Annotated in this window: 18 protein-coding genes; 8 read left to right on the forward strand and 10 right to left on the reverse strand. The window is 68.7% G+C overall.

Translation table 11 applies throughout. The features are described 5' to 3' along the window. A partial coding sequence (locus ACEQZY_RS15330; RefSeq protein WP_370155623.1) for a hypothetical protein occupies positions 1 to 243 on the forward strand: 243 nt, incomplete at its 5' end. Between the two features lie 196 nt (positions 244 to 439). On the opposite strand, the gene ACEQZY_RS15335 is transcribed toward ACEQZY_RS15330, so the two are convergent. After that, positions 440 to 1,501 (reverse strand): polysaccharide deacetylase family protein, encoded by a 1,062-nt coding sequence (locus ACEQZY_RS15335; protein ID WP_370155625.1) that lies wholly within the window; start codon positions 1,499 to 1,501, stop codon positions 440 to 442. 98 nt (positions 1,502 to 1,599) lie between these two features. On the opposite strand from ACEQZY_RS15335, the gene pyrF reads away from it, so the two are divergent. The 6 genes from pyrF to ACEQZY_RS15365 are packed head-to-tail and all read left to right on the forward strand — an operon-like array spanning position 1,600 to position 7,301. Beyond that, the gene (gene pyrF / locus ACEQZY_RS15340) at positions 1,600 to 2,325 is read left to right on the forward strand and encodes an orotidine-5'-phosphate decarboxylase (RefSeq protein WP_370155628.1); all 726 of its coding nucleotides are present in this window, start codon (positions 1,600 to 1,602) and stop codon (positions 2,323 to 2,325) included. A gap of 3 nt (positions 2,326 to 2,328) precedes the next feature. Then, on the forward strand, positions 2,329 to 2,970 hold the full coding sequence (locus tag ACEQZY_RS15345) for a phosphoribosylanthranilate isomerase (RefSeq protein WP_370155630.1): 642 nt from the start codon (positions 2,329 to 2,331) through the stop codon (positions 2,968 to 2,970). A gap of 18 nt (positions 2,971 to 2,988) precedes the next feature. After that, the gene (gene trpB / locus ACEQZY_RS15350) at positions 2,989 to 4,200 is read left to right on the forward strand and encodes a tryptophan synthase subunit beta (protein ID WP_370155632.1); all 1,212 of its coding nucleotides are present in this window, start codon (positions 2,989 to 2,991) and stop codon (positions 4,198 to 4,200) included. Further along, entirely contained in the window at positions 4,200 to 5,033 is an 834-nt protein-coding gene (trpA, locus tag ACEQZY_RS15355) for a tryptophan synthase subunit alpha (RefSeq protein ID WP_370155635.1), read from the forward strand. The genes trpB and trpA overlap by 1 nt, the downstream gene beginning before the upstream one ends. A gap of 17 nt (positions 5,034 to 5,050) precedes the next feature. Continuing rightward, entirely contained in the window at positions 5,051 to 5,998 is a 948-nt protein-coding gene (gene accD / locus ACEQZY_RS15360; protein ID WP_341705822.1) for an acetyl-CoA carboxylase, carboxyltransferase subunit beta, read from the forward strand. After that, positions 5,967 to 7,301 carry a folylpolyglutamate synthase/dihydrofolate synthase family protein gene (locus ACEQZY_RS15365; protein WP_370155637.1) on the forward strand — a complete coding sequence of 445 codons (1,335 nt, stop codon included), beginning with the start codon at positions 5,967 to 5,969 and terminating at the stop codon, positions 7,299 to 7,301. Before accD ends, ACEQZY_RS15365 begins: the two co-directional genes overlap by 32 nt. Here ACEQZY_RS15365 and trxA read toward each other — a convergent pair. Further along, positions 7,298 to 7,621, reverse strand: coding sequence for a thioredoxin TrxA (gene trxA / locus ACEQZY_RS15370; protein ID WP_370155639.1), 324 nt, complete (start codon positions 7,619 to 7,621; stop codon positions 7,298 to 7,300). The genes ACEQZY_RS15365 and trxA overlap by 4 nt on opposite strands. 272 nt (positions 7,622 to 7,893) lie before the next feature. Between trxA and ACEQZY_RS15375 the strand changes: the two genes are divergently transcribed. Next, the gene (locus ACEQZY_RS15375) at positions 7,894 to 8,970 is read left to right on the forward strand and encodes an alpha/beta hydrolase family protein (protein WP_370155641.1); all 1,077 of its coding nucleotides are present in this window, start codon (positions 7,894 to 7,896) and stop codon (positions 8,968 to 8,970) included. 100 nt (positions 8,971 to 9,070) lie between these two features. Here the strand turns inward: ACEQZY_RS15375 and ACEQZY_RS15380 are convergent, their stop codons facing one another. The 8 genes from ACEQZY_RS15380 to ACEQZY_RS15415 form a co-directional block, all read right to left on the reverse strand. Further along, positions 9,071 to 9,538, reverse strand: a complete 468-nt coding sequence (locus ACEQZY_RS15380; RefSeq protein WP_341705793.1) for a DUF4167 domain-containing protein — start codon at positions 9,536 to 9,538, stop codon at positions 9,071 to 9,073. Between the two features lie 339 nt (positions 9,539 to 9,877). Further along, positions 9,878 to 10,732: a peptide chain release factor N(5)-glutamine methyltransferase gene (prmC, locus tag ACEQZY_RS15385; RefSeq protein WP_370155643.1), complete on the reverse strand. Its 855-nt coding sequence runs from the start codon at positions 10,730 to 10,732 to the stop codon at positions 9,878 to 9,880. A 1-nt stretch (position 10,733) separates the two neighbouring features. Next, on the reverse strand, positions 10,734 to 11,822 hold the full coding sequence (gene prfA, locus ACEQZY_RS15390) for a peptide chain release factor 1 (protein WP_370155645.1): 1,089 nt from the start codon (positions 11,820 to 11,822) through the stop codon (positions 10,734 to 10,736). A 5-nt stretch (positions 11,823 to 11,827) separates the two neighbouring features. Next, positions 11,828 to 13,066, reverse strand: coding sequence for a histidine--tRNA ligase (gene hisS / locus ACEQZY_RS15395; protein ID WP_370155647.1), 1,239 nt, complete (start codon positions 13,064 to 13,066; stop codon positions 11,828 to 11,830). A gap of 30 nt (positions 13,067 to 13,096) precedes the next feature. After that, positions 13,097 to 14,239, reverse strand: coding sequence for a flavodoxin-dependent (E)-4-hydroxy-3-methylbut-2-enyl-diphosphate synthase (gene ispG / locus ACEQZY_RS15400; RefSeq protein ID WP_370155649.1), 1,143 nt, complete (start codon positions 14,237 to 14,239; stop codon positions 13,097 to 13,099). Between the two features lie 92 nt (positions 14,240 to 14,331). Continuing rightward, the gene (locus ACEQZY_RS15405) at positions 14,332 to 15,561 is read right to left on the reverse strand and encodes a helix-turn-helix domain-containing protein (protein WP_370155652.1); all 1,230 of its coding nucleotides are present in this window, start codon (positions 15,559 to 15,561) and stop codon (positions 14,332 to 14,334) included. Positions 15,562 to 15,626: 65 nt separating this feature from the next. Further along, the gene (gene ptsP / locus ACEQZY_RS15410; RefSeq protein WP_341705610.1) at positions 15,627 to 17,957 is read right to left on the reverse strand and encodes a phosphoenolpyruvate--protein phosphotransferase; all 2,331 of its coding nucleotides are present in this window, start codon (positions 17,955 to 17,957) and stop codon (positions 15,627 to 15,629) included. 13 nt (positions 17,958 to 17,970) lie between these two features. After that, on the reverse strand, positions 17,971 to 19,191 hold the full coding sequence (locus ACEQZY_RS15415; protein WP_370155654.1) for an aspartate kinase: 1,221 nt from the start codon (positions 19,189 to 19,191) through the stop codon (positions 17,971 to 17,973). Positions 19,192 to 19,206 lie beyond the last annotated feature (15 nt).

The raw sequence follows: 19,206 nt of genomic DNA on the forward strand, positions 1-19,206 counted from the left end.
GTCAAGATGATTTTCAGAGCTGACGGACATCGTGAATCCGCACAGGGAATGCGCCGGCCGGCATGGGCCGGCGTGAATGCGCAGGTATGCGGCGCGGGTGATATCACTGCGATCAAAACAGAAAGACCCGGATTCCCTATCTCGTCGTTCCCGCGCAAGCGGGAACCCAGACTGGCCGGTGCTGCTGGGTCTCCGCTTGCGCGGGGACGACGAAGAAAAATGAGCCGCGGCGAACAGGAATGAACCGTCATGAACCGGAATGAACCCCAGCGAACCGCCGGGAACCGACGCGAACCCCGGCGAGCCATGATGAACCGCCACGAACCGTCACGAACCGTCGCGAACCGCAATTGGCTCCACTTGGCTCCGGGCGACCGGCAGCGGGATATGGGGTTATGCGCCGCCGGTTAATCCCGGCCCGCCATGACCCCGGCCCGCCTCACGGCTGAACGGTGAACTGGATGCCGGACCAGCGGAAGCGACCGGCCTGGGCCGTGGGAAGCGTGCAGGAGATGCGGTCGCGCGGCGGCGCGAAGGCCTTGCCGGGCACCGCCTCGTAGCGGCGCGGCGCCAGTTCCTTCAGGGCGATGCGCTCGCCCTGGCCGGTATAGCAGAGCAGCTCTTTCATGCGCTCCAGCCCCTCGCCCACGGTGAAGCGGTAGACCGGCGGGTTGGTGGTCTGGCCCAGTTTGATCAGCACGTCGGCCGGCTCGATCCCCGACAGCGGCAGCGGCAGGGCATTCACCGCCATCAGGGTGCGTTCGACCGAGCCGAAAGCCTCGTTCATCGGAAAGCGCGGCAGCCACAGCATGTCATGGCCCGCGTAAGCCACGCCGGAATGCTGGCCGAAGGCGGCCTCGAAGCCGTAGCCCTGCAGCACCGCCATGCTTCTCGCATCCCATTCGCCGAACGGCCAGGCGAACAGTGTCGGCGCTTCGCCCAGTTCCTCCCTGAAGCGCCGCATGGAGGTATCGAGATCGGCCTTCATCGCGTCGGGCGTCAGGGCCGGAAGCGAGGGATGGTCGTTGCTGTGGGCGCCGATGGTGACGCCCTCGTCGCGCAGCTGGCGGATCTGGTCCCAGGTCAGGTAGCCGCGCAGCTTCTGGTCGACCGGGCCGGTGGCGACGAACAGGGTCAGCGAATAGCCGGCCTTGCGGATGCGCGGCCAGCCCTCGGTCAGGACCGAGAGATAGGCATCGTCGGCGGTCAGCGCCACGGTGCGGTCGGGCAGGGGCGTGCCGGCCTTCAGCGCGGCGGCGATCCCGGGCAGCGGCCGCACCGGAATCTGCGCCTGTTTCAGGGCGGCGAGCTGGGCGTCGAACTGCTCCAGCCGGATATTGGTGGACGGAATCCTGTCCTCGCCGAAGCGGTGATACATCAGGATCGCGGCATGGGGCGGCTCGGCCGCCGGGGCCGGCCGCGGCAGCAGGGCGGCAGCCGGGATCAGGGCGGCCGCAAGGGCCAGGGCGCAGAGCCGCGCGGGCAGCGGAAAACGAGGCATGACGGCAGTTTAGCCGAGCGGCCGGGCGGCCGCCAGCGGCCCCGCCGGATGCCGCCGGGGGGAGACTTCGCCCCCTGTTTGGGCTATAAGCCCGGCCCATGACCCGCCATTCCCCCGTGCCCCGCATCGCCCCGGTCTTCTGCGCCGTCGATACCATCGAACTGGCTTTCGCCGCCCGCTGCGCCCGCGCCGCCCAGGCCGCCGGTTTCGGGCTGAAGCTGGGCAAGGAATTCTTCACCGCCTACGGCCCGACCGAGGTGCGCGCCATCCTGCCCCAGGGCACGCCGCTGTTCCTCGACCTGAAATTCCACGACATCCCCAATACCGTGGCCGGCGCGGTGCGCTCGGCCGCCGCCGCCATGGGCCCGATGATGCTGACCATCCATGCGGCCGGCGGCCCGGCGATGATCCGCGCCGCGGTCGAGGCCGCGCAGGGCGCCCGCCAGAAGCCGCTGATCCTGTGCGTGACCGCCCTAACCTCGCTGGACGCATCCGACCTTGCCGCCATCGGCATCGCCGAGGATGTCAGCAGCTATGTGAAGCGGCTGGCCCGGCTGGCCCAGGAGAACGGCGCCGACGGCGTGATCTGCGCCGCCAGCGAGATCGCCATGCTGCGCGAGGCCTGCGGCCCGGATTTCCGGCTGGTGGTGCCCGGCATCCGCCCGAAGGGCAGCGCCGCCGGCGACCAGAAGCGGGTGATGACCCCGGCCGAGGCGCTGGCACTGGGCGCCGACCATCTGGTGATCGGCCGGCCGATCACCGAGGCGGCCGATCCGGAAGCCAGCGCGCAGGCGATTGCCGGCGAAATCGCCGGGGTGGCCTGAGCCGTGGCCCTGTTCACCAAAATCTGCGGCCTGACCGATGCGGATGCGCTGGACACCGCGGTCACCCATGGCGCCGACATGTGCGGCTTCGTCTTCTTCCCGCCCTCGCCGCGCAGCCTGTCGGCCGAACAGGCGGAAGCCTTGCTGCGCGAGATGCCGACCGGCATCGACCGGGTCGGCGTCTTCGTCGATCCCGAGACCGACTATCTCGACAGGGTCCTCGCCAAGGCGCGGCTCGACCTGCTGCAGCTGCATGGCGACGAGACGCCGGACCGCTGCCGCGCCATCTCGATCTATTTCGGCCTGCCGATCATCAAGGCCTTCAAGGTGTCCACCCGCGAAGACGTCGAGAAGGCCCGCGACTACGAGGACCTGGTCGACTGGCTGATGTTCGATGCCCGCCCGCCGGCCGGCGCCGACCGCCCCGGCGGCCATGGCAACAGCTTCGACTGGTCGATCCTGAAGGGCGCCAGCTTCAACCGGCCCTGGATCCTGTCCGGCGGCCTGACCCCGGAGAATCTTTCCGAGGCCGTGAAGCGATCCGGTGCCACCGCTGTTGACGTATCAAGCGGTGTGGAAAGCGCTCCGGGCAAGAAGGACCCGGCAAAAATCCGCGCCTTCCTCGATGCCGCGCGCAGCCTCTAGTTTCCTGACGGTGCAGTGATGACGATGCTCAACTCCTACCGCTCCGGCCCCGACGAGAAGGGCCATTTCGGCAAATTCGGCGGCCGTTTCGTGGCCGAGACGCTGATGCCGCTGATCCTCGACCTCGAAAGGCACTACGAGGCGGCGAAAGCCGATCCGGCCTTCAAGGCGGAGATGGACTATTTCTTCCGCGACTATGTCGGCCGGCCGAGCCCGCTCTACTATGCCGAGCCGCTGACCAGGCATCTCGGCGGCGCCAAGATCTATTTCAAGCGCGAGGAGCTGAACCACACCGGCGCCCACAAGATCAACAACTGCATCGGCCAGATCCTGCTGGCGAAGCGGATGGGCAAGACCCGCATCATCGCCGAGACCGGCGCCGGCCAGCATGGCGTCGCCACCGCAACGGTCGCCGCCCGCTTCGGCCTGCCCTGCGTGGTCTATATGGGCGAGGTGGATATCGAACGGCAGCAGCCGAACGTGTTCCGCATGCGCCTGCTGGGCGCCGAGGTGCGCGCCGTGAAATCCGGCTCGCGCACGCTCAAGGACGCGATGAACGACGCCCTGCGCGACTGGGTCACCAACGTGCACGATACTTTCTATATCATCGGCACCGTGGCCGGGCCGCATCCCTATCCGCAGCTGGTGCGCGATTTCCAGTGCGTGATCGGCGAGGAGACCCGCGCCCAGATCATGGAGAAGGAAGGCCGCCTGCCCGACAGCCTGGTCGCCTGCATCGGCGGCGGCTCGAATGCCATGGGCCTGTTCCATCCCTTCCTCGACGACAAGGACGTGCAGATCTATGCCGTCGAGGCCGCCGGCGAGGGCCTCGATACCGCGAAGCATGCCGCCTCGCTGGCGAAAGGCGTGCCCGGCGTGCTGCATGGCAACCGCACCTTCCTGCTGCAGGATGCCGACGGCCAGATCACCGAGGCGCATTCGATCTCCGCCGGCCTGGATTATCCCGGCATCGGCCCCGAACATGCCTGGCTGCACGATATCGGCCGCGCCAGTTACGTCTCGGCCACCGACAGCGAAGCGCTGGAGGCCTTCCAGCTCTGTTCGCGGCTGGAAGGCATCATTCCGGCGCTGGAAAGCGCCCATGCGCTGGCCCATGTGATCCGCCTGGCGCCGACCCTGCCGAAGGACCATCTGATGGTGGTCAACCTGTCCGGCCGCGGCGACAAGGACATCTTCACCGTGGCAAAAGCCCTCGGAGTGAAACTGTGATGAGTGAAGCCGTGAGCCGCATAGACCGACGCTTTGCCGCCCTGAAGGCGGAAGGCCGCGCCGGCCTGGTGACCTTCATCACCGCCGGCGATCCCGACCACGAGACCTGCGCCAGGCTGCTGGCCGGCCTGCCGGCCGCCGGCGCCGACCTGATCGAACTGGGCGTGCCTTTCACCGATCCGATGGCCGACGGCCCGTCGATCCAGGCCGCCAACCTGCGTGCGCTGGCCAATGGCGCCACCCTGCGCCGGACGCTGGATCTGGTGCGCGGCTTCCGCAGGACCGACGACGCCACGCCGGTCGTGCTGATGGGCTATTTCAACCCGATCTCGGCCTATGGCGTCGATGCCTTCCTCGCGGATGCGAAGCAGGCCGGCGTCGACGGCCTGATCGTGGTCGACCTGCCGCCCGAGGAAGACGACGAGCTGTGCATCCCGGCGATGCAGGCCGGCATCCATTTCGTGCGGCTGGCGACGCCGACCACCGACGATGCCCGCCTGCCGGCGGTGCTGCAGAACACCTCGGGTTTCCTGTATTATGTGTCGATCGCCGGCATCACCGGCGCGGCAGCGCCCGATGCCGGTGCCGTGGGTGCCGCGGTGGCGCGCATCAAGCGGCATACCGCGCTGCCGGTGGCGGTCGGCTTCGGCATCCGCGATGGCGCCCGCGCCGCCGAGATTGCCGCGGTGGCCGATGCCGCGGTGGTCGGCTCGGCCCTGGTCGACCGCGTCGCCGAGGCACAGGCGAAGGGAATTGATCCGGCCGGCCATGTGCTGGCCCTGGTGCGCGAACTGGGCGATGCCGTGCGCGGCGTGGCCAAGGCCGCGGCCTGAAGCGAAGGAAGACTGCGATGAACTGGCTGACCCGTACCGTCCTGCCGAAGATCCGCGAGATCACCCGCAAGAAGGACACGCCGGACAATCTGTGGACCAAGTGCCCGAACTGCGCGCAGATGATCTACGCCAAGGAGCTGGAGGAAAACCAGCAGGTCTGCCCGAAATGCGACCATCACCTGCGGGTCGGGCCGAAGGAGCGTTTCGAGGCCCTGTTCGACGATGGCGAATACCAGACCATCGAACTGCCTGACGTGCTGCAGGACCCGCTGCATTTCCGCGATTCGAAGAAATATCCCGACCGCCTGAAGGATGCCCGCGCCAAGACCGGCCAGCGCGACGCCTTTATCGTCGCCCACGGCACCCTGCAAAAGCAGGATGTGGTGATCGCGGTGCAGAATTTCGCCTTCATGGGTGGCTCGATGGGCATGGCGACCGGCGCGGCGCTGATCGCGGCGGCCGAACTTGCGGTGAACCAGCGTGCGGCGCTGATCCTGTTCGCCGCCGCCGGCGGCGCCCGCATGCAGGAAGGCATCCTCAGCCTGATGCAGATGCCGCGCACCGTGATCGCGGTGCAGCGCCTGCGCGAGGCGCACCTGCCCTTCATCGTGGTGCTGACCGACCCGACCACCGGCGGCGTCACCGCCTCCTATGCCATGCTGGGCGACATCCAGATCGCCGAGCCGAACGCGCTGATCGGCTTTGCCGGCCCGCGCGTGATCGAGCAGACCATCCGCGAGACCCTGCCGGAAGGGTTCCAGCGCGCCGAATACCTGCTGGAACACGGCATGCTGGACATGGTGGTGCATCGCCGCGACCTGCGCGACACGCTCGGCCGCCTGGTCGGCCTGCTGCTGGACCCGGCGCCGAAGGCCGAGGTGGTGCAGCTGCCGCGGCCGGGCCTCGAGATTCCGCCGACCGGGGAGATTCCGCATGGCTCCTCTCCGGCCAAGCGCCCCGGCTGACAAGGACGCCATCCTGCAGCGCCTGACGGCGCTGCATCCGAAGGCGATCGACCTCTCGCTCGACCGCATCCGCCGCCTGCTGGCCGATCTCGGCGATCCGCATCTGGCGCTGGCGCCGGTCTTCCATGTGGCCGGCAGCAAGGGCAAGGGATCGACCACCGCCTTCCTGCGCGCCATGGCCGAAGCCGCAGGCTATCGCGTGCATACCTATATCTCACCGCATCTGGTCAGCTTCAACGAGCGCATCCGGCTGGCCGGGCGGCTGATCGATGACGAACGGCTGGTCGCCCTGCTGGAACGCTGCGAGCGGGTCAATGGCGGCCGGCCGATCACCTTTTTCGAGATCACCACAGCCGCCGCCTTCCTCGCCTTCGCCGAGGTGCCGGCCGATCTCGTGCTGCTGGAAACCGGCCTCGGCGGCATCGCCGACACCACCAATGTGATCCCGCAGCCGCGGCTGACCGCGATCACGCCGGTCGGCATCGACCATGTCGGCTTCCTCGGCGACACCGTGGCCAAGATCGCCGTCTCCAAGGCCGGCATCATCAAACCCGGCGTGCCCTGCATCGTCGGCCCGCAGCCCGCCGATGCCATGGCGGTGATTGCGGCGCGGGCCGCAGCCTGCGACGCGCCGCTGTTCCGCCATGGCGCCGAATGGATGGTGGAGACGGCCGCGGCAGACGGCGGCCTGCTGTGGCGCGATGCGGATGGCGCCGCCCTGCGCCTGCCGGCGCCGGCCCTGCCCGGCGCGCACCAGGCGATCAATGCCGGCACGGCCATCGCCTGTGCCCGGCACCTGGCCGGCTTCGCCATCCCGGAAGCGGCGATTGCCGCCGGCCTGCGCGGCGTGGACTGGCCGGCCCGCATGCAGCGCCTGACCCGCGGCCCGCTGGTCGACGCCCTGCCGAAGGATGCCGAAATCTGGCTCGACGGCGCCCATAACGCCATGGCCGGCGAGGCGCTGGCGGCCACGCTGGCGGCGCTGCCGCCCAGGCCGACCTGGCTGATTGCCGGGGTGCTGAACACCAAGGACGCCACCGGCCTGCTGCGGCCGCTGGCGCCGCTGGTGCGGGGCGCCAGCTGCATCGCCATTCCCGGCGAGGCCAACAGCCTGGCGGCGGAAGACCTGGCCGCGGCGGCGCAGGCGGCGGGCATCGCGGCGCGGCCGGCCGCCGGCCTGCTGCCGGCCGCGGACATGATAAGGGCCGAAGCGGCAGCGGCCGCTCCGGCCCGTCAGACTGTCAGGATCGTCATCACCGGCTCGCTGTATCTGGCGGGCCGGGTACTGTCAGACAACGGCTAGATCGCCGAGTTGATCCACTCGACGATGCGGCTCTTCGGCATCGAGCCGACCTTGGTCGAGACCGGCTTGCCGTCCTTGAACAGGATCAGGGTCGGGATGCCGCGCACGCCGAATTTCGACGGGGTCATCGGGTTCTCGTCGATATTGACCTTGGCGATGGTCAGCTTGCCGTTCATCTCGCCGGCGATCTCGTCCAGCGCCGGGGCGATCTGCTTGCAGGGCCCGCACCATTCGGCCCAGAAATCGACGAGGACGGGCTCCGACGACTTGAGCACATCGGACTCGAAGGAAGCGTCGGTGACTTTGGTCGGCGCGGACATGCGATCCTCACTGGATTGGGGGTGCCGGAGCGATTCCGGCAGGCCGGGTTAAGGTAGGAAGGTGGCCCCCGCCCGTCAAGAACCGCTCAAGTCATTGATTTGTTTCAAAAATAACACTGGACAAAACTGCTCGCGACTTGTTACTAATCGTTACGCCTGTCCGCCGGTTGCGGCCGGCAGCATTTGCAAACGATACGCCGCCGGCCGCTTTCGGGGCCGGCTGCCAGTCACCAGGGGATGGCATGGCCGGGGGGCCCAGTACAATCCGGACAATGGCAGCGCCGATACCGGGCGCCGGGCGGGACTTCGCCCGTTTCGGCCTGACCCGTTTCTGCCGCATCGCGCTGCTGGGCGGCGCCCTGCTGCTGGCCGCACCGGCCGGCGGCGCCCTCGCCCAGCCCCATGCCATCAGCCACCAGGCGGCCGCCAGCCGGGCGGCGGTGCTGCCCGTCAGCAAGCCGGCCCGCGAAAAGCCGGTGCGCGAGACCGTGGCGCCGCGGCAGAAATCGGCCGAACCGGCCCGCCGCGAGGCCGAGGCGGAAGGCCGCGGCTTCACCTTCCAGGGCCGCAAGGTGCGCGTCGATGTGGTCAAGGCCGAACTGCCCGGCCTCGGACCCGACAACCGGGCGCCGGCCGTGCTGATCCTGCATGGCGCCCACGGCCTCGGCGACGGTTCGCTGTATTACCCGCAGGCCTCGGCCCTGGCCGCGCGCGGCATCACCGCTTTCGTGGTGCATTATTTCGACGGCATTCCGCAGGCCCGCAAGGCCGCCCCGAGCCTGCATGACGAGCGCGAGCAGGTGATCCTGGAAGCGGTCGGCTATGTCGCCCGGCAATCCTATGTCGATCCGGACCGGATCGGCGTGTTCGGCCTGTCGCTGGGCGGCTTCCACGCCCTCAGCCTGGGCAGCCGCGACAGCCGCATCCAGGCCGTGGTCGACCAGGTCGGCGCCATGCCGGCCGAGGTGCAGCGCCGCGGCGTGACCTACATGCCGCCGACCCTGGTGCTGCATGGCGACAAGGACCGCACCGTGCCGGTGCGCCGCGCCCGCGAGCTGGTCAGCCTGATGGAACAGCTGGGCACCGAGCATGAGGTGAAGATCTATGCCGGCGAGGGCCACACCTTCCGCGGCGCCGCCCGCACCGACAGCATCGCCCGCACCGTCGATTTCTTCTCGCGGCACCTGGCGGCCGATCGCGGCCTGCTGAAAAAGGATCTCGACATCGATATCGCGCTGGGCCCGGCCCTGCCGCCCACCCTGCCGGACCGCGACTATGCGCCGCCACGCGACACCCTGGCCGACGAAAAGCTGCTGCAGCGGCCGGATTTCCGCAGCGCCGCCGAATAATAGCGGCCGTCTGTCCGGTCCCGCACCGCCATGAAAAAGGCCGCCCCGGAGGGCGGCCTTTCTGCATCGATCGCGGATGCGCCGATGATCGGGCGGCCGCTCAGGCGGCGTTCGCCTCGTCGCGCTCGGCCTGCTCGCCGCCGGCTTCGGCATTGGGGTCCAGCGCCGCCTCGAGCTCCATTTCCAGGCTGGGCTGTTCGCCATCGGCGGACGGCTGCTGCTGGGGCTGCTGGGGCTGGCCGTTGCCCTGGCCATTGCCATTGCCTGCCTGGGCATTCGCCGGGTTGCCGCTGGCCCGCTGCATCGGGGTGACGCCTTGGGCCAGCATGATCCGGTAGTAATGCTCGGCATGCTGCAGGTAGTTCTCCGCCCCCACCCGGTCGCCCGACGAATTGGCGTCGCGGGCCAGCTGGCAGTAGCGTTCGAAGATATGGCTGGCGGTGCCGCGGATCTTCACATCGGGGCCGTTGGAATCGAAATTCCGGTGCGACCCGCCGCCGCCCGCATTGTTGTTACCATGGGGCCGGCGGCCCTGAGGACGGCCGCCACGTTGACGATTCTTGTTCACAGTGTCATCTCGCAGGTTTCTTAAATAGCGCAATCAGGCCAATGCGCACACGCGCCGCGCTGCATAACTCCTGCGCGCGAAGCGGTCGGCCTCCCGATCGAACAAGCTTGCGACCTCAGTATCCCGAGTGTCGCTCACGATCCCTTCCGGTGAGGCGATGACGCCGCCTGGTCCTTGCACCCCCGGTACACCGTCCGCTGTTTTGACCCCGAGCACCGGGCTCATGCGAGCATCGGGCTCATCGGGGGGTCTGTCCGGACGTGGTTCCCTGGGACTGCGTCATCCCGAATCCCAAGATAAGGGGCCGGGGGGACCCTGCCAACCCTTTTTTGCGGGAAATTATGCGACCTTACGCCCCACCACCACACGGCGAACCCCGCCGAGATCGGCCCGGACGGCGATCCCGCCGAAGCCTGCCCCGGCCAGCAGCCCGGCCACCGCGGCATCCTGGCCCTGCCCGACCTCCAGCGCCGCGACGGCCCCCGCCGCCGCCAGCCGCGCCAGATCGGGCACCAGCCGGCGATAGGCCTCCAGCCCGTCCGGCCCGCCATCCAGGGCCATCGGCGGATCGTAGCGCGCCACCTCCGGCTCCAGGGTCGGCACCACGGCGCTTTCGATATAGGGCGGGTTGCTGATCAGGATGTCGAACGGGCCGTCGAGCCCGGCGCCCCAGTCGCCTTCCGTGAAACGGGCGCGACCGGACAGGCCGAGCCGGCCGGCATTCTCCTGCGCCACGGCGAGGGCTGCCGGCGACAGGTCGACGCCGAGGCCCTGCGCCTGCGGCAGTTCATGCAGCAGGCTGAGCAGCAGGCAGCCCGAGCCGGTGCCGAAATCGACCAGCCGCAGTGGCGCGCCCCGGTCGGCCACGGCCGCCAGCACCGCCTCGACCAGCGTCTCGGAATCGGGCCGCGGATCGAGCACGTCGCGGCCGGTGCGGAAGGTCAGGCTCCAGAATTCACGGAAGCCGGTGATCTTGGAGACCGGTTCATGCGCCAGCCGCCGCTGCAGCAGCCCCTCGAAAACGGCGACAACGTCATCGGAAAGCCTGTCGGCAGGATGCAGACGGATGCGGTCGGCGCTCAGGCCGCTGGCCTGTTCCAGCAGCAGCACCGCATCCAGCCGGGGCGTTTCGGCGATATCGGCCTGTTTCAGGCGTTCCGTGGCGGCGGCAAGCACCGCACCCACCGTCTGCATGTCAGGCATCCAGTGCGGCCAGCCGGCCGGCCTGGTCCTCGGCGATCAGCGCCTCGATCACCTCGTCCAACGCCTCGCCCGTCATCACCTGCTCGATCTTGTACAGCGTGAGATTGATGCGATGGTCGGTGACCCGCCCCTGCGGGAAATTGTAGGTGCGGATGCGCTCGGAGCGGTCGCCCGAGCCGACCTGCCCCTTGCGGTCGGCGGCGCGCGCCGAGGCAAGTTTCTCGCGCTCGGTCTCATACAGCCTGGCGCGCAGCAGCTTCATCGCCTTGGCCTTGTTCTTGTGCTGCGACCGTTCGGTCTGCTGCGCCACCACGATTCCGGTCGGGATATGGGTGATGCGCACGGCGGAATCGGTGGTGTTGACATGCTGGCCGCCGGCGCCGGACGAGCGGTAGACATCAATGCGCAGGTCGGCCTCGTTGATGTCGATATCGACATCCTCGGCCTCGGGCAGTACCGCCACGGTGGCCGCCGAGGTGTGGATGCGGCCCTGGGTCTCGGTATCGGGCACGCGCTGCACGCGATGCACGCCGGATTCGAATTTCAGCCGGGCGAAGACGCTGCGGCCGGAGATCGTCGCCACCGCCTCGCGGAAGCCGCCCAGCTCGGTCTCGGCGATGCTTTCCACCTCGAAGCGCCAGCCATGCTGTGCCGCATAGCCGCGATACATCTCAAACAGGTCACGGGCAAAAAGCGCCGCTTCGTCGCCGCCGGTGCCGGCACGCACCTCGAGGATGGCATTCTTCTCGTCCGCCTCGTCCTTCGGCAGCAGCATCAGGCGGACATGGTGTTCCAGCCCGGGCAGGGCCGCCTGCGCCTGTTTCCATTCGGCATCGGCCAGCGCGCGCATCTCGGCATCGGCCGTGCGGTCGTCGCGCAGGGCGGCCAGGTCGGCAACTTCGGCACGCAGCTTCCGGACAGCCCGGATGGCATCGACCAGCGGTTCGATCTCGGCATATTCCTTCGACAGCTTCACGAAGGCATCGGCACCCTGCCCGCCCGACGCCATCTGCGCCTGCAGGATCTCGTAACGCTCGATCACCTTGTCGAGCTTGGCCTCGGGCAGGCCGGCAGGCTCCATGACGCTTACGCCTTCAGCCGTGCCACGAGGTCGGCGCGCGGCAGCTCGGTCTGCGTGCCGCTCTTCAGGTCCTTCAGCACCACGGCGCCCCTGGCCAGCTCGTCATCGCCGATCACCACGGCGGCCACGCAGCCCAGCCGGTCGGCACGCTTGAAGCGCTTGCCGGCATTGCCGCCATAGGCCAGCTCGACGGCGATATCGGCGCGGCGCAGCTCGCCGGCCAGCGTCACCGCCGCCGCCTCGGCCGCGGCGCCGATCGGCACCAGCGCCACCATGGGCGCCGGCACCGGCTGCGGGTCGGACAGCAGCACCAGCCGCTCGATGCCGCCGGCCCAGCCGATGCCCGGCGTCGGCTTGCCGCCCAGCTGCTCGATCAGGCCGTCATAACGCCCGCCGGCCAGCACGGTGCCCTGGGCGCCCAGCATGGTGGTGGTGAATTCGAAGGCGGTATGGGTGTAGTAGTCCAGTCCGCGCACCAGCCGCGGATTGACGGTGAACGGCACGCCGGCAGCGCCGAGGCCGTCCTTCACGGCGGCGAAGAAGTCGCGGGCATGCGGCGTCAGGTAATCGTCGATCAGCGGCGCATCGGCAACCAGCGCGCGGTCGCCCTCGTCCTTGGAATCGAGGATGCGCAGCGGGTTCTTTTCCAGCCGCCGGCGGCTGTCTTCCGACAGCCTGGCCAGATGGCCGGAGAAATAGGCCACCAGCGCATCGCGATAGCCGGAACGGCTTTCCGGATCGCCCAGCGTGTTCAGCTCCAGCACGCATTTGTCGAGGATGCCGAGCCGGCGCAGGATTTCGGCGGCCACGCCGATCACCTCGGCATCGGCCTGCGGCTCGGCCGACCCGATCACCTCGATGTCGATCTGGTGGAACTGGCGCTGGCGACCCTTCTGCGGCCGCTCGAAACGGAACATCGGGCCCCAGGCGAAGGTCTTCAGCGGCACATGCTGCTGCAGGCCGTTGGAAATGAAGGCGCGGCAGATGCCGGCGGTATATTCCGGGCGCAACGTCAGGCCTTCGCCGCCCTTGTCGGTGAAGGAATACATTTCCTTGGAGACGACATCCGAGGTCTCGCCCATCGAGCGGGCAAAGACCTCGGTGAATTCGAAGATCGGCGTTGCCATCTCGCGGTAGCCGAACAGCGACGCGGCATGGCGCGCGGTGTCGACCACATGGCGAAAGCGGGCAAAGTCGTCGGGCAGAATGTCATGCGTGCCGCGCACGGGCTGCAACTGGGCCACGGCGTGTCTCCGTATCTGAGAAGTGAGTAGCTAGGAAGCGGCGTCGGCCGCTTCGTCGGAATGCTGTTCGCCGGCTCCGGCCGCCTCGATCTCGCGGGCCTTGGCTTCGACCAGTTTGACCAGATGCGCGACGATATCCTCGTTCTGCAGCCGGTGCGCCGGCTGGCCGGCGAGATAGACCTGGTGCGAACCCTTGCCGCCGCCGGTGAAGCCGATATCGGTTTCGCGCGCCTCGCCGGGGCCGTTGACCACGCAGCCGATCACGCTCAGCGTCATCGGCGTGGTGATATGGGCCAGCCGCTTTTCCAGCACCTCGACGGTGTTGATCACGTCGAACTGCTGGCGGGCGCAGGACGGGCAGGAGATGACATTGACGCCGCGATGGCGCAGGTTCATCGCCTTCAGCATATCGAAACCGACGCGGACTTCCTCTTCCGGCGGCGCCGACAGCGACACCCGCAGGGTGTCGCCGATGCCCGACCACAGCAGCATGCCCAGCCCGATCGAGGATTTCACCGTGCCGATGCGCTGGCCGCCGGCTTCGGTCACGCCGATATGCAGCGGATAGTCGCAGGCCTCGGCCAGGCCCTGATAGGCAGCCACCGCAAGGAAGACATCGGAGGCCTTCACGCTGATCTTGAATTCGCGGAAATCGTGGTCTTCCAGGATGCGCGCATGATCGAGGGCGCTTTCCACCATCGCTTCCGGGCAGGGCTCGCCGTATTTTTCCAGCAGATGCCGTTCCAGCGAGCCGGCATTGACGCCGATGCGCATCGAGCAGCCATGGTCCCTGGCCGCCTTCACCACCTCGCGCACGCGGTCGGCGCTGCCGATATTGCCCGGGTTGATGCGCAGGCAGGCGGCACCGGCCTCGGCCGCCTCGATGGCGCGTTTGTAGTGGAAATGGATGTCGGCCACGATCGGCACGCGGACCTCGCGCACGATCTGCTTCAGGGCCCGCGTCGAATCCTCGTCCGGGCAGGAGACGCGCACGATATCGGCGCCAGCCTCCTCGCAGCGGCGGATCTGCTCGATCGTCGCTTTCGCGTCCGAGGTCAGCGTGTTGGTCATCGTCTGCACGGTGATCGGCGCGTCGCCGCCCACCGGCACGTTGCCGACGAAGATTTTCCGCGATTTGCGGCGCTGGATGTCGCGATAGGGTCGGATGCTCATGGCTCTGGCCTTGTCCGGGCCCCTGCTGGCGGGGCCGCCGGACGCGGGCGTAACATGGCGTCTTTGCCGGGGGATGGCAAGCGCGCGGGCCGCTAGCCCTGGCTGCCTTCCGCCGTCTTCAGCTGGTCGGCATCCAGCGGAATGCCGCGCCGGACCTCGCCATCGCCCCCCAGCGGCGGCAGGGTGCGGCCATCGACGACGATGCGCAGACCGCCGGCATTGCCGGTCAGCAGCACCAGGCCGGCACGGTCCGGCGGCACGACATAGCGCTCGCCGGCATGCAGCAGCCGGGTGAAGACCTGTTCGTTGTTGGGACCGCGCACCTGGATCCAGGCCAGTGCGGTGGCCTCGAGGCGGATCCGGGCATTGGCCGCCCCCTGGGCGCCGAACACCGCCGGGCCCGGGCTGGCCGGATTGGCAGCGGCAGCAGGGGCTTCGGCCGCCGGGGCGGCCGGCGGACCTGCGGCCGGTGCCGGCGGATCGGCCGGCGCGGGGGTGGCGGCAGCGGCCACCACCGGGGCGGCCGGGGCAGACGGCGCCGCGGCAGGGACGGCAGCGGCGGGCGACGGCGTGGCAGACGCCGTGGCCAGCGACGGGGCAGCAGGAGCGGCGGCGGCAGGGGCCGGAGCATCTGCCGGGGCCGGCGCCGTGGTTGCCACAGCCACGGGCGGGGTCGGTGTCGAAGCGACCGCAGGCGGCACGGCCGGCGCTGAAGCGGCCGCAGGCGGCAGGGCGGGCGCTGAAGCGGCCGCGGCGGGAGCCGCCGGAGGCGCCGCGACCGGGCCCGGCGCGGGGCGGATCGGCGTCGGGTTCGGCACCAGGTCGGCCAGATGGGCCGGCACCGAGCGGATCAGGTCCTGGCCGAGCCGCAGGGTCTCCTGGTGGCGGTACCACAGGGCATAGATCGCCACGGCAATGACCAGCGCGCCCAGCACCAGCCACAGGCGCGGGGTGCGGTCCTCGGGCCGCGGCATCGGGAAATTCAGCACCGGGCGCTGCAGCGGTGCATCGGCTTCGGTCTGATAGGTCTTCAGCACCTGGTCGGGATCGAGGCCGAGGAATTCGGCATACTGGCGCAGGAAGCCGTTGATATAGACGGCACCCGGCAATTCGCCGAAACGGCCGGTCTCGATCGCCTCCAGATAATGACGGCGTATGCGCAGCCGTGCGGAAACGTCGGCCAGTTCCAGACCGCGCCGTTCCCGGACCACTCTCAGGCTATGGCCGACACCCTCGTACCCGCCCGGCGCGCCATTGGTCGCGCTGGCTGCAGTTTCGCTGGCTCCCGGCCCCGCCGGCTGTTCGCCGGTCTGTATACTCATCGGCTCGCCCGCCCTCGTTCGCGTGGCGGTCATCATACGTTATTTGGACGACGAGGTCAGCTATTTCAAACAATTACCCCGTTTTCGCGGGCGAATTCTTCTAGTTGTGCGCGCAGGCTGTGCTCCGGCGAACGGTACAGGCCAGACATAAAATCCGACAGACGGGGAACATCCAGGCTACGGAGCATTTCCTTGACCGGGCCGACCGCGCTGGCCGGCATCGACAGCCGCTCCAGCCCCAGTCCGAGCAGGGCCATGGCCTCGATCGGGCGGCTGCCCATTTCGCCGCAGAGCGTGACCGGCTTGCCGGCCGAGCGGCATTGCTGCACCACCCAGTGCAGGAAGCCGAGCATGCTGGGGCTGAGCGTATCGTAGCGGTCGGCCAGCTTCGGATGCCCGCGGTCGGAGGCGAACAGGAACTGCATCAGGTCGTTCGAGCCGATGGAGACGAAATCCACCAGCGGCAGCAGCGCCGGCAGCTGCCAGGCCAGGGCCGGCACTTCCAGCATGGTGCCCACCGACAGCTTCAGCGGCACCGGCTTGCGCAGACTGACCAGCCGCTGCACCTCGCGGTCGAGCAGCCGGCGGGCGCGGCGGAATTCGTCGACCTCGGCGATCATCGGGAACATCACATGCAGGGCGCGGCCGGACGCCGCCTCCAGCATGGCGCGCAGCTGCACCTTCAGCAGAGCCGGCCGGTCCAGGGTCAGGCGGATGGCGCGCCAGCCCATGGCCGGGTTCTCTTCCTCATGCTGGCGGCCCATATAGGGCAGCACCTTGTCGCCGCCGATATCCAGCGTGCGGAACACCACCGGCCGCTCGCCGGCATGCTCGATCACCCGGCGGTAGATGGCGGTCTGCGCCTCTGCCTTGGGCAGGGTCGGTCGCACCATGAACTGCAGCTCGGTGCGGTACAGGCCGATGCCGTCGGCATTGGTTTCGTCGAGATGCGCGAGGTCGATCAGCAGGCCGGCATTGATCAGCAGCGAAATCCGGGTGCCGTCGCGGGTGACGGACGGGTCCTCGCGCTGGGCGGCGTATTTCGCCAGCCGCGCCTGGCGCAGGGCCAGGCTCTGCTGGAAGGCGTTGATCACGTCGGGCGCCGGCCGTACGAAGACCTGGGCATGGTCGCCGTCGACCACGATGGTATCGCCCGGCTCGACCCGCGCGATCACCCCCTCGACGCCGCCGATCACCGGGATCGACAGGGCGCGGGCGACGATGGCGACATGGCTGACGCTGGAACCCTCTTCGAGCACCACGCCCTGCAGCTTGCGGCGGTCGTAATCCAGCAGCTCGGCCGGGCCCATCGCGCGGGCCAGCAGGATGGCGTTGTCGGGCAGGTTCTCGGCCGCCGAATGATGGGGCTTGCCGGCCAGATGCAGCAGCAGCCGGTTGGCGAGATCGTCGAGATCGGCCAGCCGTTCGCGCAGGTAAGGATCGGTGATCGCCTGCATGCGGTGGCGGGTATCGCCCTGCACGCGCAGCACCGCGGCCTCGGCGGTCAGGCCGGATTCGACGGCCTGGTGCAGTTTGGCCAGCCAGCCGGTGTCGTGGGCGAACATCTTGTAGGTTTCGAGCACGTCGCGGCTCTCGCCGACGATGTCGCTGTCGGGCGCCTCCAGCATGCGGTCGACCTGATCGCGCATCGAGGCGACGGCGGCATCCAGCCGCTCTTTCTCGTAGGGGATGTCGTCGGCGATGGTCTTGTCGACATGGATGCGCGGCTCGTGCAGCACCACGGTGCCGATGGCAAGACCCTCGGACAGCATGCGGCCGTCGGCACGGAAGGGCATGGTCGGCGCGCGGGTGACGGCGACCAGGTCCTCGCTGCCCGAAAGCTGGCCGGAGGCGACCATCTCGGCCAGCACCATGGCGATGGTCTCGAGCGCCTCGACCTCTTCCTCGACATACTGCCGGCGGGTCTGGTTCTGCACGACCAGCACGCCGATGACGCGGTTGTCGCGCAGGATCGGCACGCCGAGCAGCGAATGGTAGATTTCTTCGCCGGTTTCCGGCTTGTAGGCGAATTGCGGATGGGTCTGCGCATCGGCCAGCATCAGCGGCCTGGCATGGGCGGCGATGTCGCCGACCAGACCCTCGCCGACCTTCAGCCGGGTCTTGTGCACGGCGTCCGGATTCAGACCCTCGGTGGCGTAGAGTTCGAGATCGTCGTGGCGCAGCAGATAGACCGAGCAGACTTCCGCCACCATGTTGGTGGCGATGTTGCGCACCACGCGGCCGAGCCGTTCGTCGACCGAGCCGGCCTCGGCCATGACCTCGCGCAGGCGGCGCAGCAGGCCGCGCGGCCCGGGCGGCGCCGCGCGGGTCGGTACGGTGGCCTTGCCTCCGTCTGGTCTCGCCGGAGAGGCCGGTCTGTCGTCTCCTCCCCGCATCGAGCTCCCGGGGTTATTCGGCGTCCAGGCCGAAGGCGGTGTGCAGGGCACGGACCGCCAGTTCGGTATAATCTGCGCTGATCAGCACGCTGACCTTGATCTCCGATGTGGTGATGGCCAGGATGTTGATGTTCTTCTCGGCCAGCGCCTTGAACATGATATGCGCCACGCCGGCATGGCTGCGCATGCCGACGCCGACTACCGAGACCTTGATCACGTTGCGGTCGGGCACCAGCTTCATCCAGCCGAGGCTCTTTTCCTGCTGCTCGAGAATCTTCACCGCCCGGTCGAGGTCGCCGCGGCCCATGGTGAAGGTCAGGTCGGTCTTCTTGCCGTCCTCGGAGATGTTCTGGACGATCATGTCGACATTGATGCCGGCATCCGACAGCGGGCCGAAAATGCCGGCGGCGATGCCCGGCCGGTCGGCCACGCCGATCAGGGTGACCTTGGCCTCGTCGGCCGAGTAGGTGACGCCGGAAACGATCTGCTTTTCCACGATCTCATCCTCATCGACAACGAGCGTGCCGGGCGTATCGGCGAAGCTCGACAGAACCTGTGTGCGGACCCGGTGGTTCATGGCCATCTCGACCGACCGGGTCTGCAGGACCTTGGCCCCCAGCGAGGCCAGTTCCAGCATTTCCTCGTAGGTGATCTTATCCAGCTTGCGCGCCTTTTTCACGATGCGCGGATCGGCCGTGTAGACACCATCGACATCCGTGTAGATGTCGCAGCGGTCGGCCCCGAGCGCGGCGGCCAAAGCCACCGCCGAGGTATCCGAGCCGCCGCGGCCCAGCGTGGCGATGCGGCTGTTCGGGCCGACGCCCTGGAAACCCGCCACCACCGGCACGGTGCCGGCCGCCATGTCGGCCAGCATGGCGCGGCCGTCGATCTCCTCGATGCGGGCGCGGCCATGCATGTCGTTGGTGCGGATCGGCACCTGCCAGCCCTGCCACGAGCGCGCGGGCACACCCGCCGCCTGCAGGGCGATGGACAGCAGGCCGGTGGTGACCTGCTCGCCCGAGGCGACCACGGCATCGTATTCGCGCTGGTCATGCACGGGATCGATCTGCTTGCACAGGTCGACCAGCCGGTTGGTCTCGCCCGACATCGCCGAGACGACGACGGCAACCTGGTTGCCGGCCTCGACCTCGCGCTTCACCTTCTGGGCGACGTTCCTGATGCGGTCGACCGAACCGACCGAGGTGCCGCCGAATTTCATGACCAGGCGCGCCATGTCGCTCGATCCCGT

It is taken from the genome of Ferrovibrio sp. (genome assembly GCF_964218355.1).
In the GTDB taxonomy this organism is placed as follows: Bacteria; Pseudomonadota; Alphaproteobacteria; order Ferrovibrionales; family Ferrovibrionaceae; genus Ferrovibrio.